Source organism: Streptomyces sp. JJ36 (assembly GCF_021696945.1).
Classification (GTDB): Bacteria; Actinomycetota; Actinomycetes; order Streptomycetales; family Streptomycetaceae; genus Streptomyces.
On the sequence record NZ_JACYHE010000022.1, the window covers coordinates 45,705 to 63,404 of the forward strand.

Annotated in this window: 12 protein-coding genes; 10 read left to right on the forward strand and 2 right to left on the reverse strand. The window is 74.8% G+C overall.

Annotation, left to right across the window (positions count from 1 at the left end; translation table 11 throughout):
* Positions 1-31 precede the first annotated feature (31 nt).
* From HOY81_RS11805 to HOY81_RS11825, 5 genes are all read left to right on the forward strand, one after another.
* Positions 32-910, forward strand: coding sequence for a deoxyribose-phosphate aldolase (locus HOY81_RS11805; protein ID WP_237320246.1), 879 nt, complete (start codon positions 32-34; stop codon positions 908-910).
* 54 nt (positions 911-964) lie between these two features.
* Complete coding sequence (gene iolB / locus HOY81_RS11810; protein ID WP_237320247.1) at positions 965-1,924, forward strand: 5-deoxy-glucuronate isomerase; 960 nt, start codon at positions 965-967, stop codon at positions 1,922-1,924.
* Complete coding sequence (gene iolD, locus HOY81_RS11815; protein ID WP_237320248.1) at positions 1,921-3,789, forward strand: 3D-(3,5/4)-trihydroxycyclohexane-1,2-dione acylhydrolase (decyclizing); 1,869 nt, start codon at positions 1,921-1,923, stop codon at positions 3,787-3,789. Before iolB ends, iolD begins: the two co-directional genes overlap by 4 nt.
* A 98-nt stretch (positions 3,790-3,887) precedes the next feature.
* The gene (locus HOY81_RS11820; protein ID WP_237320249.1) at positions 3,888-5,387 is read left to right on the forward strand and encodes a CoA-acylating methylmalonate-semialdehyde dehydrogenase; all 1,500 of its coding nucleotides are present in this window, start codon (positions 3,888-3,890) and stop codon (positions 5,385-5,387) included.
* Between the two features lie 106 nt (positions 5,388-5,493).
* Positions 5,494-7,611: an FUSC family protein gene (locus HOY81_RS11825; RefSeq protein ID WP_237320250.1), complete on the forward strand. Its 2,118-nt coding sequence runs from the start codon at positions 5,494-5,496 to the stop codon at positions 7,609-7,611.
* 155 nt (positions 7,612-7,766) lie between these two features.
* On the opposite strand, the gene HOY81_RS11830 is transcribed toward HOY81_RS11825, so the two are convergent.
* Complete coding sequence (locus tag HOY81_RS11830) at positions 7,767-8,435, reverse strand: DUF4142 domain-containing protein (RefSeq protein ID WP_237320251.1); 669 nt, start codon at positions 8,433-8,435, stop codon at positions 7,767-7,769.
* Positions 8,436-8,640: 205 nt separating this feature from the next.
* Between HOY81_RS11830 and HOY81_RS11835 the strand changes: the two genes are divergently transcribed.
* Both HOY81_RS11835 and HOY81_RS11840 read left to right on the forward strand, forming a co-directional pair.
* A complete protein-coding gene (locus HOY81_RS11835; RefSeq protein ID WP_237320252.1) occupies positions 8,641-10,002 on the forward strand; it encodes a hypothetical protein in 1,362 nt (453 codons plus the stop codon).
* A gap of 46 nt (positions 10,003-10,048) precedes the next feature.
* The gene (locus HOY81_RS11840; RefSeq protein ID WP_237320253.1) at positions 10,049-11,380 is read left to right on the forward strand and encodes a sodium:proton antiporter; all 1,332 of its coding nucleotides are present in this window, start codon (positions 10,049-10,051) and stop codon (positions 11,378-11,380) included.
* A gap of 269 nt (positions 11,381-11,649) precedes the next feature.
* Here HOY81_RS11840 and nhaA read toward each other — a convergent pair whose 3' ends face one another.
* Positions 11,650-13,059: a Na+/H+ antiporter NhaA gene (gene nhaA, locus HOY81_RS11845; protein ID WP_237320254.1), complete on the reverse strand. Its 1,410-nt coding sequence runs from the start codon at positions 13,057-13,059 to the stop codon at positions 11,650-11,652.
* Between the two features lie 380 nt (positions 13,060-13,439).
* Here nhaA and HOY81_RS11850 point away from each other — a divergent pair, with 380 nt between their 5' ends.
* From HOY81_RS11850 to HOY81_RS11860, 3 genes are all read left to right on the forward strand, one after another.
* A complete protein-coding gene (locus HOY81_RS11850; RefSeq protein WP_237320255.1) occupies positions 13,440-14,546 on the forward strand; it encodes a helix-turn-helix domain-containing protein in 1,107 nt (368 codons plus the stop codon).
* A gap of 245 nt (positions 14,547-14,791) precedes the next feature.
* On the forward strand, positions 14,792-15,487 hold the full coding sequence (locus HOY81_RS11855) for a DUF1449 domain-containing protein (RefSeq protein ID WP_237320256.1): 696 nt from the start codon (positions 14,792-14,794) through the stop codon (positions 15,485-15,487).
* Positions 15,488-15,504: 17 nt separating this feature from the next.
* Positions 15,505-17,610, forward strand: a complete 2,106-nt coding sequence (locus HOY81_RS11860; protein ID WP_237320257.1) for an SPFH domain-containing protein — start codon at positions 15,505-15,507, stop codon at positions 17,608-17,610.
* Positions 17,611-17,700: the final 90 nt, after the last annotated feature.

The window sequence follows — 17,700 nt, forward strand, 5'->3', positions numbered from 1 at the left end:
CGCACACCGCGCCCACGAAAGAGAGCTCCCCTTGAGCGTCAGCATCTCCGACCTCGTCAGAGTGCGGGCCCGGCACCCCGAGGCGATCGCCGAGGCCGCGTCGCGGCGGGCCCGCCGCCCGCTCCTCGACGACCGGGGCCGGCTCATGATCATCGCCGCGGACCACCCCGCGCGGGGCGCACTCGCCGTCGGCGACCAGAAGCTCGCCATGGCCAGCCGTGTCGACCTGCTGGAACGCCTGGTGCTCGCGCTCTCCCGGCCCGGCGTCGACGGGGTGCTGGCCACCGCCGACATCCTGGAGGACCTGCTGCTCCTCGGCGCCCTGGAGAACAAGGTCGTCATCGGCTCGATGAACCGCGGCGGACTCGCCGGCGCCGCCTTCGAGCTCGACGACCGCTTCACCGGGCACCGCGCCGAGGACATCGACCGGCTCCGCTTCGACGCCGGGAAGCTGCTGCTCCGGATCGACCACGACGACGAGGGCTCGCTGAGCACGCTCTTCTCCACCGCCCGCGCCATCGACGCGATGGCCGCCCGGCGGCTCCCCGTCTTCGTGGAGCCCTTCCTCTCCAGCCGGGTCGACGGCCGGGTGCGCAACGACCTGAGCGCCGAGGCCGTCACCACCTCCATCGCCATCGCCTCCGGCCTGGCCGGCACCTCCGCGTACACCTGGCTCAAGGTGCCCGTCACCGCCGACCCGGACGACATGGCCCAGGTCATGGAGACCTCCACGCTGCCCGCCGTACTGCTCGGCGGCGAGGTCAACGGCGACCAGGAGGGCGCCTACGAGCGCTGGCGCAAGGCGCTGCGTCTGCCCACCGTGCAGGGCCTGGTCGTCGGCCGCTCGCTGCTCTACCCGGCCGACGGCGACGTGGGGCAGGCCGTCGACACGGCCGTGGGACTGCTCTGAACTCCGGAAACGCCGAGGGAACGCTGAGGGAAAGCTGAGGGAAAGCTGACAGGTATGAGTGACACCGACTTCCACCTCCCGGCCGGCACCGCGGCCGACGGCCCCTACGCCCTGCGCGTCGAACCCGAGACGGCCGGCTGGGGCTACTCCTCCCTGCGCGTCGTCGAGCTGGAGCCCGGCGGACGGCACACCTTCGCCACCGGCGAGAGCGAGTGGATCGTGCTCCCGCTCAGCGGCGGCTGCACGGTCGCCGCCGACGGGGAGACCTTCACGCTGCACGGCCGCACCGGCGTCTTCGCCGGCCGGACCGACTTCGCCTACGTCCCGCGGGACGCCGAAACGACCCTGACCTCCGAGAGCGGCGGCCGCTTCGCCCTCACCGGCGCCCGCTGCACGCGCCGGCTCCCCGCCCGCTACGGGCCGGCCTCCGGGGTGCCGGTCGAGCTGCGCGGCGCCGGGAACTGCTCGCGCCAGGTCAACAACTTCGGTGCGGCCGGCGTCTTCGAGGCGGACAAGCTGATCGCCGTGGAGGTGCTCACCCCCGGCGGCAACTGGTCCTCCTACCCGCCGCACAAGCACGACGAGTGCCGCCCCGGCGAGGAGTCCGAGCTGGAGGAGATCTACTACTTCGAGATCGCCCCGCACGGCGCCACCCCCGGCCTGGGCTACCAGCGGGTCTCGCCCTCCGGCCGCGGGCGCGGCACCGACGTGCTCGCCGAGGTGCGCAGCGGTGACGCCGTGCTCATCCCGGACGGCTGGCACGGGCCGTCCATCGCGGCTCCCGGGCACCACATGTACTACCTGAACGTGATGGCCGGTCCGGAGCCCGAGCGCCGTTGGCTCATCTGCGATCACCCGGAACATGCCTGGATTCGAGGCTCCTGGCCTGATACACCCGTGGATCCCAGGCTTCCTCTGTACGAGACCGAGGAACCTGAAGGATCTGAGGGCGCTGAAGGACGTGTTCCGTCCACCGGAGCCGGCGGCACCGCCGCAGAGAGGGGCACCCCATGACATCCGGACCACGGCTCACCGTCGCCCAGGCGCTGGTGCGCTTCCTCGCCGCCCAGTACACCGAGCGGGACGGCCGCCGGCAGCGGCTGATCAACGCCACCTGGGGCATCTTCGGCCACGGCAACGTCGCCGGGCTCGGCCAGGCACTGCTGGAGAACCAGAGCGCCATGCCCTACCTCCAGGGACGCAACGAGCAGGCCATGGTGCACGCCGCCACCGGCTACGCCCGGCAGTCCAACCGGCTGCGCGCCCAGGCCGTCACCGCCTCCATCGGCCCCGGCGCCACCAACCTGGTCACCGGCGCCGCCCTGGCGACCGTCAACCGGCTGCCGGTGCTGCTGCTCCCCGGCGACGTCTTCGCCGGCCGGCTGCCCGACCCGGTGCTCCAGCAGCTCGAGACCCCGCACGCCGGCGACCTCTCGGTCAACGACACGCTGCGGCCCGTCTCCCGCTACTTCGACCGGATCACCCGCCCCGAGGCGCTGGTCCCGGCGGCGTTGCAGGCGATGCGGGTGCTCACCGACCCGGTGGAGACCGGCGCCGTCACCCTCGCCCTGCCGCAGGACGTCCAGGCGGAGGCGTACGACTGGCCCGCCGCGTTCTTCGCCGAGCGCACCTGGCACGTACGCCGCCCGCTGCCCGAACCCGCCGAACTGGCCGAGGCCGTCACCGCGATCCGTGCCGCGGAACGCCCGCTCCTGATTGCGGGCGGCGGTGTGCACCACAGCGAGGCGGAGGAGGCCCTGCGGGCGCTGGCCGACGCCACCGGCATCCCGGTCGCCTCCACCCAGGCGGGCAAGGGCTCGCTCCGCTGGGACCACCCCGCGGACGTGGGCGGCATCGGCCACACCGGCACCGCGACCGCCGACGACCTCGCCCGGACCGCGGACCTGGTGATCGGCGTCGGCACCCGCTACACCGACTTCACCACCGCCTCCCACACCCTCTTCGCCCGCGACGGCGTCCGCTTCGTCAACCTCAACGTGGCCGCCTTCGACTCCCACAAGATGGCCGCCCAGCCGCTCGTCGCCGACGCCCGCAGCGGGCTGGAGGCGCTGACCGAGGCCCTGGCCGGGCACCGGGTCGGCGAGGCGTACGAGGCCGGGTACCGCGCCGGCAAGGAGCGCTGGGAACGCATCGTGGACGCCGCCTACGCGGCCGAGGACGACAGCGCCCGCCCCACCCAGACCCAGGTGCTCGGGGTGCTGGACCAGGTGGCCGGGGACGAGGACGTCGTCATCAACGCCGCCGGCTCCCTCCCCGGCGACCTGCACAAGCTGTGGCGGGCCCGCTCGCCGCGCCAGTACCACCTGGAGTACGGCTACTCCTGCATGGGCTACGAGATCCCCGGCGGCATCGGCGTGCGGATGGCCGCGCCCGACACCCCGGTGTGGTCGCTGGTCGGCGACGGCACCTATCTGATGATGCCGACCGAGCTGGTCTCCGCCGTCCAGGAGGGCGTCAACCTCAACGTGGTGCTGCTGCAGAGCCACGGCTACCAGTCCATCGGCGGCCTCGCCGAGGAGACCGGCGCCGAGCGCTTCGGCACCCAGTACCGCTACCGCGCCCCCGACGGCACCTACACCGGCGACCCGCTCCCGGTGGACCTCGCCGCCAACGCCGCCAGCCTGGGCATGGACGTGCACCGCGTCGACACGGTCGCCGAGCTGCGCACCGCGCTGCGCGCCGCCCGCGCCTCCGCCCGGCCCACCTGCGTGCACGTCGAGATCGACACCGCGCCCACCGCGCCCGCGGCCCAGGCGTGGTGGGACGTGCCGGTCGCCGAGACCGCCGCCCGCCCCGCCGCACGCAAGGCCCGGGAGGAGTACGAGCGGCACGCCGCCACCCGCCGCCGGCACCTCTAGCCCCCGCGGGGCCCGCCACCGGGCCCCCCGCTCCCGGCCCGTCCGCCCGTCCGCCCGTCCGCACCCTCCGCCCCGCCCGAAGAAAGGCCCCGCACCCCATGAAGACCATCGGTCACTGGATCAACAACAAGCCGGCCGACGGCGCCTCCGGCGCCTACGGCCCGGTCTGGAACCCGGCCACCGGTGTCCAGGCCGCGCAGGTCGCCCTGGCCGGCGTCGCCGAGGTGGACGCGGCGGTCGCCGCCGCCAAGGAGGCGTACCGCACCTGGCGGGACGTCTCGCTGGCCCGGCGCACCGCGATCCTCTTCCGGTACCGCGCGCTGCTCGACGCGCACCGGGACGAGATCGCCGCGCTCATCACCGCCGAGCACGGCAAGGTGCACTCGGACGCCCTGGGCGAGGTCGCCCGCGGCCTGGAGATCGTCGAACTCGCCTGCGGCATCTCCGAGAAGCTCAAGGGCGAGCTCTCCACCCAGGTCTCCACCCGGGTCGACGTCGCCTCCATCCGTCAGCCGCTGGGCGTGGTCGCCGGCATCACCCCGTTCAACTTCCCCGCCATGGTGCCGATGTGGATGTTCCCGCTGGCGCTGGCCTGCGGCAACACCTTCGTGCTGAAGCCCAGCGAGAAGGACCCCTCGGCCTCGCTGCGGCTCGCCGAGCTGGCCGCCGAGGCGGGGGTGCCGGAGGGCGTGCTGAACGTCGTCCACGGCGACAAGACCGCCGTCGACCGGCTCCTCGAACACCCGGACGTCGCCGCCGTCTCCTTCGTCGGCTCCACCCCGATCGCCCGCTACATCCAGCAGCACGCCGTGGCGCACGGCAAGCGGGTGCAGGCGCTGGGCGGCGCCAAGAACCACATGCTGGTGCTGCCGGACGCCGACCTCGACCACGCAGCCGACCAGGCGATCAGCGCCGCCTACGGTTCCGCCGGGGAGCGCTGCATGGCCGTCTCCGTGGTCGTCGCCGTCGGCCGGGAGAGCGGCGACGCGCTGGTCGGCAAGATCGCCGAGCGGGCGAAGAACCTGCGCATCGGGCCCGGCGACGACCCGGCCTCCGAGATGGGCCCGCTGATCACCCGGGAGCACCGGGACACGGTGGCCTCCTATGTGCGCGGCGCCGCCGAGCAGGGGGCCGAGGTGGTCGTCGACGGCACCGGGCTCACCGTGCCCGGCCACGAGGACGGCTTCTTCCTCGGCGTCTCGCTGCTGGACCGGGTCCCCACGGACGCCGACGCCTACCGGGACGAGATCTTCGGGCCGGTGCTCTGCGTGGTGCGCGCCGAGACGTACGACGAGGCGATCGAGCTGATCAACAGTTCCCGTTGGGGCAACGGCACCGCCGTCTTCACCCGGGACGGCGGCGCGGCCCGCCGCTTCCAGCTCGAGGTGGAGGCCGGCATGGTCGGCGTCAACGTGCCGATCCCGGTACCGGTCGGCTACCACTCCTTCGGCGGCTGGAAGGACTCGCTCTTCGGCGACCTGCACGTCTACGGGAACGACGGAATCGCCTTCTACACCCGCGGCAAGGTGATCACCACCCGCTGGCCCGACCCGGCCGACAGCCTCGGCATCGACCTGGGCTTCCCGAACCACGACTGACGCGCCCGGCGCGCCGTGGCGGCACCCGCCGCCACGGCACCCGGCCGCCGCCCCTCCGGCTCCGGGCGTTCCGCCCCGCGGCCCCGGACCCGTACCCTCGGTGATCATGAGCTGGACGCGCGCGCTGCGGGACACCGCCCGCTCGGGGCTGCGGATCGAGCGCACCGCGCACCCCCCGCTGATGGCGGTCCGCGGCGCGGGCGGCGTCGCGCTCATCATCGGGCTCACCCTGTGGCTCGGCTCGCCCGCGCTCGCCGTCTCCTCGGCCTTCGGCGCCTTCGCCTCCGGGGTGGCCACCTTCCAGCGGAGCTGGCGGCCGCGCCCGGTGCTCGCCCTCGGCGCGGCGGGCGGGCTCGCCGTCTCCACCTTCCTCGGCTACCTCTGCGTCCCCTGGCCCGCCGCCTTCCTGGGCCTTCTCGCGCTCTGGTCCTTCGGCGCCGGCCTGGCCTGGGCGGTCGGCCCGACGGCCGGGGTGGTCGCCGGGCTCACCGTCGCCGTCATGCTGGTCGTGGTCACCCTGCCCACCACCGTCGCGGGTGCCCTGGTCCACGCCGGGCTGATCGCCGCGGGCGGCCTCGCCCAGGCCGCGCTGATCGTGCTGCTCCCCGTACGCCCCTGGGGCGAACGGCGGGACGCGCTCGCGGACGCGCTCGCCGGGGTCGCCGACTACGCCCGCCGCCTCCGCCACGACCCCACCGCGCCGTTCGACCCCGTGCCGCTGATGGAGGCGCGCAGCGCGGCGGCCGTGACCCCGCGCCAGGCCCGGCGCCGCCCCAGGCAACTCGCCGGCCACCGCACGCGCGCGGAGCGCTTCCGGTCCGTGCTGGCCTCCCTCGCCGACCCGGTGGTGGGCGGCGCCCCGGAGGAGGGCCCCGAACGCGAACGGGTGCGCGAGCTGCTGGGCGCCGCCGCCACCGTGCTGGACGCCACCGCGCGGGCCGTACGCCGCGGCGAGCGGGTGCGCATCCCCGCGGCCGCGCTGGCGGTGCTCCAGGTGCCGGAGTCCGGGCCGGTGCTGGAAGGACCCGCCCAGAAGACCGCGTTCCGGCTGATCGCCCTGGTCGAGGACACCGTCGAGGCGGCGCAGGAGCCCGTGGAGGTCACCCGGCCCCGCCCGGCGCTGCTGCCGCTGCCCGCCTCGGTGCGGCGGCCCGCCCGGACGGAGGAGCCGCCGGAACACCTCCACCGGCCGACCGTGCCCCGGGCGCTGCCCGTCGCCCTGCACTCCGTGCGCGGCGCGCTGCACCGGGACTCGCCGGTCCTGCGGCACGCGGTACGGCTGGCCCTGCTGGTGCCGCTCGCCCAGCTCCTCGCCTGGGCGCTGCCGCCCGAGCACGGCTACTGGCTGCCGCTCTCCGTCGTCATGGTGCTGCGCCCGGACTTCTCGCAGACCTACGCGCGCGGCGTGGCGCGGGCCGTCGGCACCCTCGCCGGGGTGGTGGTCGCCGGAGGGGTCCTCGCGCTGACCGACCCGGGCCCGTACGCCGCCGCGGCGCTGGCAGTGGTCGCGGTCGGGCTGCTCTATCTGCTGATGAGCACCGGCTATCTGCTGATGTCGGCGTGCATCAGCGCCTATGTGGTCTTCCTGCTCGGCATCGCCGGCTCCCCGGCGGGGCACACCGTCCCGGACCGCCTGCTGCTCACCGCGTTCGGCGCGGCGCTGGCCATGCTGAGCCATCCGCTCCTCCCGGCGTGGGAGACGCCGCGGCTGCGCGACCGGCTCGCGGACTGGCTGGAGGCGACCGGCCGGTACGCCGTCGCCGTGCTGGACGGCTTCGCCCGCCCCGCGCAGCGGCACCCGCGCCAGGTCCGGGACGCCCTGCTCGACCTGCGGTCCGCCCGGTCGGCCTGGGAGACCGCGGCGAGCCGCGCGGGCGCGGAGCCCGTACGCCACCGCGGCCTGCCCCGCCGCGCCGCCCGCGACGCCGAGTCGGCGCTGGTCACCCTGGGCCGGGCGACGATGCTGCTGGAGCCGCACCTGCCGGACCGTCAGGCGCGGCCGTCACCGGGCGCCGCGGCCTTCGCGGGGGCGCTGCGGGGCGTCCTGCCGGGCGCGGTGCGGGCCGTGCGCGAGGGCGAGCGGCCGGACACCGGCCCGGTGCACCACGCGCTGGAGGCCTGGCGGGCCCAGGAGGCCGCGTGGTCGCCGGTCGCGCTGCGCGCCGCCGACCTGCTCACCGACGCCCTGGAGGAGCTGGCCGCCGCGGTGGCGCCCCGGCGCTGAGGCCGGCCCCGGGACCCCGCGGGCGGGGCGCCCGGCGCCGACCGGGCGCCCCGCCGCCTCCCGGGCACCTCACGGGTCCTGCCCCTGTCCCGCCGGGGGAGCCCGGGGCCAGGTGCAGTCCGGGGCCGCCCGGACGGCGAGGCCACGGTCCTCCGTCACTTGGTCAGGACCGAGGAGGCGATCTCGTCGAGTGTGGCGTCCTCGACGAGTCCGGTGTCGTCGAGAACCCGGAGGTGGTCGAGGACCGCCTGGTTCACCTCGATGGCGAAGGCCCGTACGGTCTCGCTCTTGGTGGTGACCCGCACCTGGGCGATCACCGGGAAGATCTGGCTGTGCGCGAGACGGAGCACCTGGGCGAAGCGGTGGTCGAACTCCGCGCCGTGCAGGTTCTTCAGCTCAGCCAGCCACTCCTGCTGCTCCGCGCTGGCCTGGTTCGGGAGCTGGACCCCGAGCCGGGCCGCGCCCTCCCGGACGAGCTGGTCGAGCCGGCTGTGCCCGTCGACCATGTGCCGGCCCGCGCGCTTGACCGCGAGGCTGGAGGAGTGGGTCTCCGCGAGGTCGGCCGCCGGGGCCTCCCAGAGGTTCGCCTGCCGGACCTTCGTCAGGAAGGTCTTGTCGAGTTCGCTCAGGTCCTGGGCCTCCTGGGCGCTGTCGGCGTTCACGGACGCCGGCGGGAAGCCGCCCGACGGCGACGCGTTGCTCTGGTCGTTGCTCTGGATGACGAACACGAGCAGCGTCAGGGCGAGTACCGCCGCGGCGGTGGCCGCGAACGCGGTTCTCGTCTGGGGGAGCCGCGCGGCCACTGTCCTGCGATGTGGGGGCATCGTGCATTCCTCCTTCTCGGAGCGGTTGCGGAGAGAGTGCCGTGCCGGGGGCCGCCGCTGGGGAAGTTGTTCCGGTCCGTGCAAGACGGGGCGCACCGGGCGCGCCGGTGTACTACAGTCCGCGCCCTCCGGCGGGCGCCCCGTCCGTGCGCGGGGTGTGAGGACTTCCGCGCCCGCGCCGCGGCGGGCCCCTACGCTGGGGGCGATGAGGGGCGAGGGCCTGGCACGCGGACCGGTCGTGCGGCGGAACACCGGCATCGGGCTCGCCGCCGGGCTGCTGCTCGCGGGCCTGCTCTTCCTGCTGCCGGGGGACGACGAGGAACCGCCGGAGGCCGACTGCCGCCCCGCCCGGGTGACCGGCCGGCAGCCGGACCCGGCCCTGACCGGTGCGTTCGCGCGCTACGGGAACGACAACACGCGCACCGACGACTGGACCGGCGGCGACGGCACCCGGTCGGTGCGGCTCCCCGGCGGGCGCACCCTCTGGCTCTCCGCCGACACCTTCCTGGACCGCGTCCACCCGGGCGGCCGCCGGGTGCCGCAGCCCTCCTGGGTGCGCAACTCCGCCCTGGTGATGACGCCGGACGGCCACCTCGACCGCACCCTGCTCGGCACGCCCGCCCCGGACGGCCGCCCCGCCGCGCTGTTCCCCGGCGGCGCGACCGGCGACGGGCGCGAGGTGTGGCGGTGGCCGGTGGACGCCGTGGTGGAGCCCCGGAGCCCGGGCGCGGCCGAGCGGGTCGTCCGGGTGCTGCTGTGGAGCCGGGAGGCGGGGCGGCCGCCCTGGGTCTTCGGGGTGCCGCGGGCCACCGAGGTGGCCACCCTGTCCCTGCCGGGACTGGCCCTGGAGAGCATCCGGCCCGTGCACCGCCCGCCGCCGGGCACGGCGCCGGAGCGCCGGGTGCTGTACGGCACCTCGGCCGTACCGGCGGGGGAGTGGACGTACGTGTTCGGCGCCGACGAGGCGGGGGTGCACGGCGGCCGGGCCTCGCGGACCTACGTGGCCCGGGCGCCGCGCGGCGGCCTCGCGGACCCCGGGGTCTGGCGGCACTGGGACGGTGCGCGGTGGACGGCCGACGCGGCCGCCGCCCGGCCCATGGTGGTGCGGACCGCGGAGACGGGCGGCAGCCCGGAGCCCGCCCCCGGGCAGGCCGCGGCGGACCCGGGCGCCTCCGGGGAGCGGCACGGATTCGCCACCAACACCTACACGGTCACCCGGCACGACGGGACCTGGCTGCTGCTCTCCATGGACGCCGGCGGCCCCGACGGACGGCCCTCGCAGACCGTGGTCTCGGCCTGGGCGTGCCGCCCGCAGGGGCCCTGGCACGGGCCGCACCGGGCGGCCGCACCGCCGCTGCCGCCCGGCGGCCGGGAGGCCGGAGCCACCGCCTACAACCCGCAGGCGCACCCGGAGTTCACCGGCGCGGACGGGCGGCTGCTGCTCGGCTACGACGTGAACGTGACCGGCGGCACCGCCGCCGTCCACCGCGACGTACGGCTCTACCGGCCGCGCTTCCTGCGCCTCACCCTCGGACCGCTCGACGGCGCCGGAGCACGGGTGGGATAGGGTCACCGGCGATTTGAACAAGTCTTGACGCGCGGGGGCGGTTCGCATGGTGCTGGTGATGGTGTTCGGAGCGGCGCTGCTGATCGCGCTGCTCCTGTCCGGCCTCGCGGCCCGGTCGGTGCTCTCCACCTCGCTGCTCTTCCTGGTGGGTGGGGCACTGGTGAGCGAGGGCTTCCTGGACCTGATCCACATCAAGCCGGAGAGCGAGATCGTCGCCGTCACGGCCGACCTGGCGCTCTTCGCCGTGCTGTTCACGGACGGCATGCATGTGCGCTTCTCCGAACTGCGGAAACGCTGGCGCAACCCCGCGCGGGCGCTCGGCCTCGGCATGCCGCTGGCGTTCTTCGGCATCTCGCTGCTCACCCACTTCCTGGCCGGGCTGGACTGGACGACCTCCTTCCTGGTCGGCGCGGTCCTCTCACCCACCGACCCGGTCTTCGCCTCGGCCATCGTGGGCCGCAAGGAGGTCCCGGCCCGGCTGCGGCAGCTCCTCAACGTGGAGAGCGGCATCAACGACGGCCTCGCGCTGCCCGTCGTGCTGATCTTCATCGCCGCCGCCGGGCCCACCGGGCACGCCACCGAGGCGTCCTTCGGCACCATCGCCCTGGAGCTCGCGCTCGGTCTCGCCTTCGGTGTCGGGGCGCCGCTGCTGGTCAGCGGGCTGGTGCGGTTCCGGCTGCTGGGCGCCGAGCCGAAGCTCCAGCCGCTGCTCCCGCTGGGCGTCGGGGTGGCGCTGTACGCGCTGTGCCACCTCACGCACGCCAACCCGTACCTGGCGGCGTTCAGCGCCGGCGCGGTGCTGGCCGCGGTCTCGCCGGAGGCGAAGAACGCCTTCGAGCCGCTCGGCGAGTCGCTGGCCGAACTGGCGAAGTACGCCGCGCTGCTGGTCTTCGGCGCCCTGCTGACCCCGCAGCTCTTCGGCGACCTGTCCTCGGGCGGCTACGTCGTCGCGGTGCTGGCGATCGTGCTGATCCGCCCGGCGACGCTGCTGCTCTCGCTGATCGGCACCGAGTTCGACCGGCGCGAGAAGCTCACCGCGGCCTGGTTCGGGCCCAAGGGGTTCGCCTCCGTCGTCTACGGGCTGCTGGTGCTCCAGGCGGGCATCCCGCAGGGCGAGGAGGCGTTCACGCTGATCGCCGTCACCATCGCCTTCTCGATCGTCGCGCACAGCAGCACCGACGTGCCGATCGCCCGGGTCTTCGACGTCGAGGAGCTGGTGGGCATCCCCGACGACCAGCGCGGGCGCCGCTGGCCGCTGGGCCGCGGCGAGCGCAAGAGCGGCGCCACCGCGGCGGCCGCGGAGCGCGCGCAGCCCTCGCGGGCCCCGCAGGGGCCGGAGCGCCACGGGGGCACGGACGGGGGCGACCGCCCGGAGTAGCTCCGCCGGCTCCGCGGTGCGCGCGCCCCACGGAGCCGCGGGTGCGCGGAGGTTGCGGGTGGGGAAGGAGTTCCCGTGCCGGGTGGTGTCCGCGCGGACGGGTGGTGCCCGCGACACCGGGCTCACCGGGTGCGGCGGAGAGCGGGGGTGCGCCGCCGGCTCTGGCGCCCCGCGGCCTGCGGTGCCGCGTGCGCGGGCGCCGACCGCGACACCGGGCGGCCTCCGGGGTGCCGGCCCCGCCACGCGGAGCCCCCGGCAGCCGGCGGCGGTCAGTCGCCGTCGGCCTTGGCGCGGTGCTCGGACTCGATGCGGAGCCGGGCCGCCTCGCGGGCCCGGCGCTTCACCTCGGTGGGGCGCCGTACGAGGTCCTCGGGCTGGTCGATGTCGGCGATGCCGTCCAGGTCCTCGTCCCGGATCTCGTCCTCCCACATCCGCCGGTACTTGGCGTCCCGCAGCTTCAGCAGCACACAGGCGCACACCGCCGAGAGCAGCGAACCGATCAGCACCGCCGCCTTCACATGCTCGGTCGTCTCGGCGTCCGTGAACGCCAACTCGGTGACCAGCAGCGACACGGTGAAGCCGATGCCGGCCAGCAGCGCCACCCCGGCCACGTCGGACCAGGAGAGGCTGGGGTTGAGCCGGGCGCGGGTGAACCGCGCGGCCAGATAGGTGCCGCCGAACACGCCGACGAACTTGCCGGCGAAGAGCCCGACGATCACGCCCAGCGCCTCCGGCTGCCGGAAGGTCTCGCCCAGCGCCTCGCCGGACACGCTCACCCCCGCCGCGAACAGCGCGAAGACGGGCACCGCGAACCCCGCCGACAGGGGCCGCACCAGGTGCTCGATGCGCTCCCCCGGGGAGACGGACTCGCCGGCCCCCGCCTCGCCCTCCGGCCCCGTGCGCAGGGTCACCCGCAGCAGCATGCCCATCGCCACGCCGGCGATGGTGGCGTGCACGCCGCTGTTGTACATCAGGGCCCAGATCACCAGGCCCAGCGGTACGTACACGTACCAGCCGCGCACCCGGAACCGGTGGTGCAGGGCCCAGAAGAGCAGCAGCCCGGCCAGCGCGCCGCCGAAGGCGAGCCAGTTCAGCGTGGAGGTGAAGAAGACGGCGATGACCAGGATCGCGCCGAGGTCGTCGGCGATGGCGAGGGTGAGCAGGAAGGCGCGGATGCCGGACGGCAGATTGGTGCCGATCACCGCCAGCACTCCGAGTGCGAAGGCGATGTCGGTGGCCATGGGCACCGCCCAGCCGTCCATCGCGCCGCCGCCGGCGCCGTTGACCGCCACGTAGAACAGCGCCGGCACCGCCATGCCGCACAGCGCGGCCACCACCGGGAGGGCGGCCGCCGCCGGTCTCCGCAGCTCGCCGACGACGAGTTCGCGCTTGAGCTCGATTCCGGCGATGAAGAAGAAGATCGTCAGGATGCCGTCGGAGGCCCAGTGCTCGACCGAGAGGTCCAGGCCCAGCGCGGAGATCCCGAAGTGGTAGTCGCGGACCGTCTCGTAGGACGCGCTGAGCGGCGTGTTCGCCCAGAGGAGCGCCAGTACCGCGGCGGCCAGCAGCACCATGCCGCCGACGGTCTCGGTGCGCAGGGCGTCGGTGAGGACGCGGCGCTCCCGTGCCGAGGGCGTCCCGAAGAGGGAGGTGCGCTGCTTGTCCTGGGGGAGCGTCATCGCGAGGACTCCTGGGGGGCGGGGAATACGGGCAGGCTGAGGGCGCCGCCGACCAGTCTTCCCGGCTCACCTCACTCAATGACGTTGTGTCTACACCGTACCCAGAGGTCGACGGCCCGCCGCAAGAGCGCCGCTGCCGGCGGACCCGCTCCTACCAGCGGGTATCCGGCCGCTCAGCACGGAGTATGCCTCCGCGGACGGGAATCTTCCGGTGAGAATGATCACGCGTACGGTGGTGCCGGCACGGCCGCCCGGACCGCCCGTACCGGACGGATCCGCCCCCTGGCGTCCCGGACGGCCCACCGCTCGCCTACGCTGAGCCCCCGGTCAGGGCCGTCGGACACGAGGCGGGCCGTACTCCGGGGGACGGGACGGGAACGGTGCAGCAGGAAGCGATCTCCAGCCACTTCCTCGGCGGCTATCCCGAGCTGCTGTCCGAGGTGTCCGAGACCGGGCGGCTGCCCCGCCGGGACGAGCTGGACGCCCTGCGGGAGCTGGGCGAGCAGGCCGCCGAACAGGGCCACGGCCTGCGGCAGCTCGTCAGTCTCTACGTCGGCCGGACCCGCATGCTCTGGGGCACCCTCCCCGGAGTGGCGCGCTCCGCGACCGCCACCGAGCGGGCCCGCACCGGCGACGCCATCCTCGCCACCCTGGACGCAGCGGTGGCCGCCCTCGGCGAGGGCCACGAGCGCGCCCAGCGGATCGCCGTCCGGCAGGAGGAGGGCGAGCGTCGCGAGTTCATCGACGACCTGCTCTACGGCCGCAGCGACCTCGGACGGCTGTCCGAGCGCGCCCAGCGTTTCGGCCTGCACCTCGGGCGGGTGCACGCGGTGGCCGTGGCCACCGGCGCGGAGAAGTACGACGACGTGCACCCCACCGTGCGCCGGATCGAGCGCGAACTGCTCGGCCGGTTCGGCGAGCACGGGCTGCTGCTCTCCACCAAGGAGGGGCGGCTGGTCTGCATCGCCGCCAGCAGCGACCGCACCATGCTGGACGCCTTCGCCCGGCTCGCCGAGCGGCCGGGACCCGGCTACCCGGCCGCGGAGCGCGTCGCGCTCGGGCGGGAGCACAGCGGCGCGGGCGGGGTCGTCCGGTCGTACGAGGAGGCGCTGGGCGCCCTGGACCTCGCCGACCGGCTGGGCCTGCCCGGGGTCCGGCTGCACGCCTCGGAACTGCTGGTCTTCCCGGTGCTGCTGCGTGACCGGGCCGCCATGGCCGACCTGGTCCGTACCGTGCTCGGACCGCTCACCGAGGCGCGCGGCGGCGCGGAACCGCTGCTGGAGACCCTCGCCGAGTGTGCGGCCGCCGGCTATGTGAACGCGGAGGCGGCCCGGCGGCTCGGAGTGAGCGTACGGACCCTCTCCTACCGGCTGGAGCGCATCCGTACCCTGACCGGCTACGACCCCGGCGACTCCCTGCACCGCTACACCCTGGAGACCGCGGCCATGGGTGCGCGGCTGCTGGGCTGGCCCGGCCAGGAGATCTGACCCGCGCCGGGACGCATCCCACCCCCCGGGGCCGCGTCCCCGACCGCGCCCCCGGCGCCGCGCCGGTGCCCCCGGCCACCCGCGCTCTCCCTTCTCCGGCCGGCCCCGGCCGGGGCCGCGAGGGCGACGGCCCGCACGGGAGCCGGACGTAAGCACACCGTAAAGATTGCCGGATCCTGGCAATGTGCGGCTGCGACGGCGAGTGCCACGATGACGGCACACCGCAACCGGAGAGGGGGGTCGGCATGAGCGAGTTCCTGCGCCTGACGCTGGACTTCCCCGCCGTGCTCTTCAGCTCCGCTCTGCTGGTCGTGGTGATCTACTGGCTGTTCGTGCTGGTAGGAGGCGTGGACGTCGATGCCCCCGACGGGGGTGGGGGCATCGGCTCTGCGGCCTCGGGTCGTGTCACCGCGGGTGCTCTGGCCGGCTTCGGGCTGGGCGGCGCACCGGTTGCGGTCGCGATCTCGCTGCTGGTGCCGATTGCCTGGTTCCTCTCCCTGGCGAGCGCGGTGCTCCTGCCGCACCCACTGCTGCGCCTCGCCGCACTGCCGCTCGTGCTCGCCGCCGCCTGGGCCGCCACCCGCGGGCTGCTGCGCCCGCTGCGCCGGCTCTTCCGGCCCGAGGAGGGCATCAGCCACCACGACTTCGTCGGTCTCCGCTGCGTCGTCCGCACCGGACACGTCGGACCCGGCTTCGGGCAGGCCGAGGTCACCGCTCCGGACGGCTCCACGGCCCTGGTGCAGGTCCGCGCGGAGGCCGGACCCCCGGACGGAACCGGCGGCGGGGACGCCCCGGCCGCCGCACCGGGGCTCACCGCCGGCCGCACCGCACTGATCTTCGACTACGACGACACGGGCGGCTTCTTCCGGATCGCCCCCTGGGACGACGGGCCCGGCCCGGACCCCGGCGGTGGCCCGCACCGGAACCCGCCGCTCCGCTGACCGAAGGAATTCCCGCCATGGAAGCCATCTCCACGGGCCTCGGCGTGCTCATCGCCGTCGCCCTGCTGATCTGCCTCGCCGTCGCACTCGTCATCGGACGGCTCTTCCGGAAGGTGCCGCAGGGCAAGGCGCTCATCGTCTCCAAGATGCGCAAGGTCGACGTCACCTTCACCGGTGCCGTGGTGCTGCCCGTGCTGCACCGCGCCGAGGTGATGGACATCTCGGTGAAGACGATCGAGATCGGCCGCACCGGTCACGAGGGCCTGATCTGCCGGGACAACATCCGCGCCGACATCCGCATCTCCTTCTTCGTCCGGGTCAACAAGACGGCCGAGGACGTCGTCAAGGTCGCCCAGGCCATCGGCACCGAGCGCGCCAGCGACCGGGCCACGCTGCAGGAGCTCTTCAACGCGAAGTTCTCCGAGGCCCTCAAGACCGTCGGCAAGCAGCTCGACTTCGCCGACCTCTACACCAAGCGCGACGAGTTCCGGGACCGGATCGTCGCCGTCATCGGCACCGACCTCAACGGCTACAGCCTCGAGGACGCGGCCATCGACTACCTGGAGCAGACGCCGCTGGGGCAGCTCGACCGTGACAACATCCTCGACGCCCAGGGCATCCGGAAGATCACCGAACTCACCGCCGCCGAGCACATCAGCACCAACGAGTGGCAGCGGAACGAGGAGAAGGAGATCACCCGGCAGAACGTGGACGCCCGTGAGGCCGTCCTCGAACTGGAACGGCGCCAGGCCGACGCCGAGATCAAGCAGCAGCGGGAGATCGACACCGTACGGGCCCGCGAGGAGGCCGAGACCGCACGGGTGCAGGCGGAGGAGCGGCTGCGCGCGCAGACCGCGCACCTGCGCACCGACGAGGCGCTCGGCATCCAGAACGAGAACCGCGAGCGGGAGATCGCCGTCGCCCAGCTCAACCGCCAGCGGGTCGTCGCCATCGAGAACGAGCGCATCGAGAAGGACCGGCTGCTCGAGGTCATCGCCCGCGACCGGGAGACCCAGCTCCGCCGGATCGCCGCCGACAAGGAGGTCGAGGGGGAGAAGCGGGACATCGCCGACGTGGTGCGGGAGCGCATCGCGGTGGAGAAGACCGTCGCGGAGCAGGAGGAGGAGATCAAGAAGCTCCGTACGGTCGAGGAGGCCGAGCGCGAGCGGCAGGCACTGCTCATCGCGGCCGAGGCGGAGGCGCAGGAGCGGCTGGTCAAGGACATCAAGGCCGCCGAGGCCGCCGAGCAGGCCGCGGAGCACCGCGCCGCCGAGGAGCTGACCATGGCCGAGGCGCGCCGCAAGGCCGCCGAACTGGACGCCCAGGCCTCGGTCCGGCTGGCCGAGGGCAAGCGCGCCGACGAGGCGGCGTCCGGGCTCGCCGAGGCGGAGGTCCAGGAGCGGATGGCCGCGGCGCTGGCCAAGACCCGGCACACCGAGGCCGAGGCCGCCCGCGAGATGGGCCTGGCCGAGGCGGAGGCCCGCCGCGAGGCGCTCCGCGCCGAGGCCGACGGTCTCAACGAGAAGGCGGCGGCGATGGCCGCGCTCGACCAGGCCGGCCGGGAGCACGAGGAGTACCGGCTGCGGCTGGACGCGGAGAAGGAGGTCCGGATCGCCGGCATCGACGTCCACCGGCAGATCGCCGAGGCGCAGGCCACGCTGGTCGGCGCCGGGCTGGAGAAGGCGAAGATCGACATCGTCGGGGGCGAGTCCGTCTTCTTCGACCGGCTCGTCGGGTCGCTCGCCGCGGGACGGAGCGTGGACGCCTTCGTGGACGGCAGCAGCACGGTGCAGGCCCTCGCCGGGCCGTGGCTGGACGGCGAGAACTCCACCTTCACCCGGGACCTCACCGGCATGGTCGCCGGGCTCGGGGCGAGCGGGCTGCGCGACCTGACGCTGTCCGGGCTGCTCACCCGGCTCATCGCGGCCGAGGGGCCGGAGACCGCGCGGCTCACCGAGCTGCTCGAGGTGGTGCGCGGCACGGGGGCCGCGGAACTGCCGCTCTCCGCGCTGCTGCCGGCCGCGGGGACTCCGGCTTCGCCGGGTGCGCCGGCTCCGGCAGCGGCCGGGGACTCGTCCGCGGGGCGGGACTCCGCGGCCAACGGCGCGGTGGCGGTGCCGTAGCCGCCGCCGGCCCCGGGGCATGGAGGGGAGCGCGCCGCGCACGCCTCGGCGCGCCGCCCCGGGGCGGCCCCCGGCGGGGGCGGGGGTACC

What these genes read in the sequence shown, in the direction of transcription:
- iolB (WP_237320247.1), top strand. Translation starts at nt 965, where the DNA reads ATGAGTGACACCGACTTCCACCTCCCGGCCGGCACCGCGGCCGACGGC.
- iolD (WP_237320248.1), top strand. Translation starts at nt 1,921, where the DNA reads ATGACATCCGGACCACGGCTCACCGTCGCCCAGGCGCTGGTGCGCTTC.
- HOY81_RS11820 (WP_237320249.1), top strand. Translation starts at nt 3,888, where the DNA reads ATGAAGACCATCGGTCACTGGATCAACAACAAGCCGGCCGACGGCGCC.
- HOY81_RS11825 (WP_237320250.1), top strand. Translation starts at nt 5,494, where the DNA reads ATGAGCTGGACGCGCGCGCTGCGGGACACCGCCCGCTCGGGGCTGCGG.
- HOY81_RS11830 (WP_237320251.1), bottom strand. Translation starts at nt 8,435, where the DNA reads ATGCCCCCACATCGCAGGACAGTGGCCGCGCGGCTCCCCCAGACGAGA.
- HOY81_RS11835 (WP_237320252.1), top strand. Translation starts at nt 8,641, where the DNA reads ATGAGGGGCGAGGGCCTGGCACGCGGACCGGTCGTGCGGCGGAACACC.
- HOY81_RS11840 (WP_237320253.1), top strand. Translation starts at nt 10,049, where the DNA reads ATGGTGCTGGTGATGGTGTTCGGAGCGGCGCTGCTGATCGCGCTGCTC.
- nhaA (WP_237320254.1), bottom strand. Translation starts at nt 13,059, where the DNA reads ATGACGCTCCCCCAGGACAAGCAGCGCACCTCCCTCTTCGGGACGCCC.
- HOY81_RS11855 (WP_237320256.1), top strand. Translation starts at nt 14,792, where the DNA reads ATGAGCGAGTTCCTGCGCCTGACGCTGGACTTCCCCGCCGTGCTCTTC.
- HOY81_RS11860 (WP_237320257.1), top strand. Translation starts at nt 15,505, where the DNA reads ATGGAAGCCATCTCCACGGGCCTCGGCGTGCTCATCGCCGTCGCCCTG.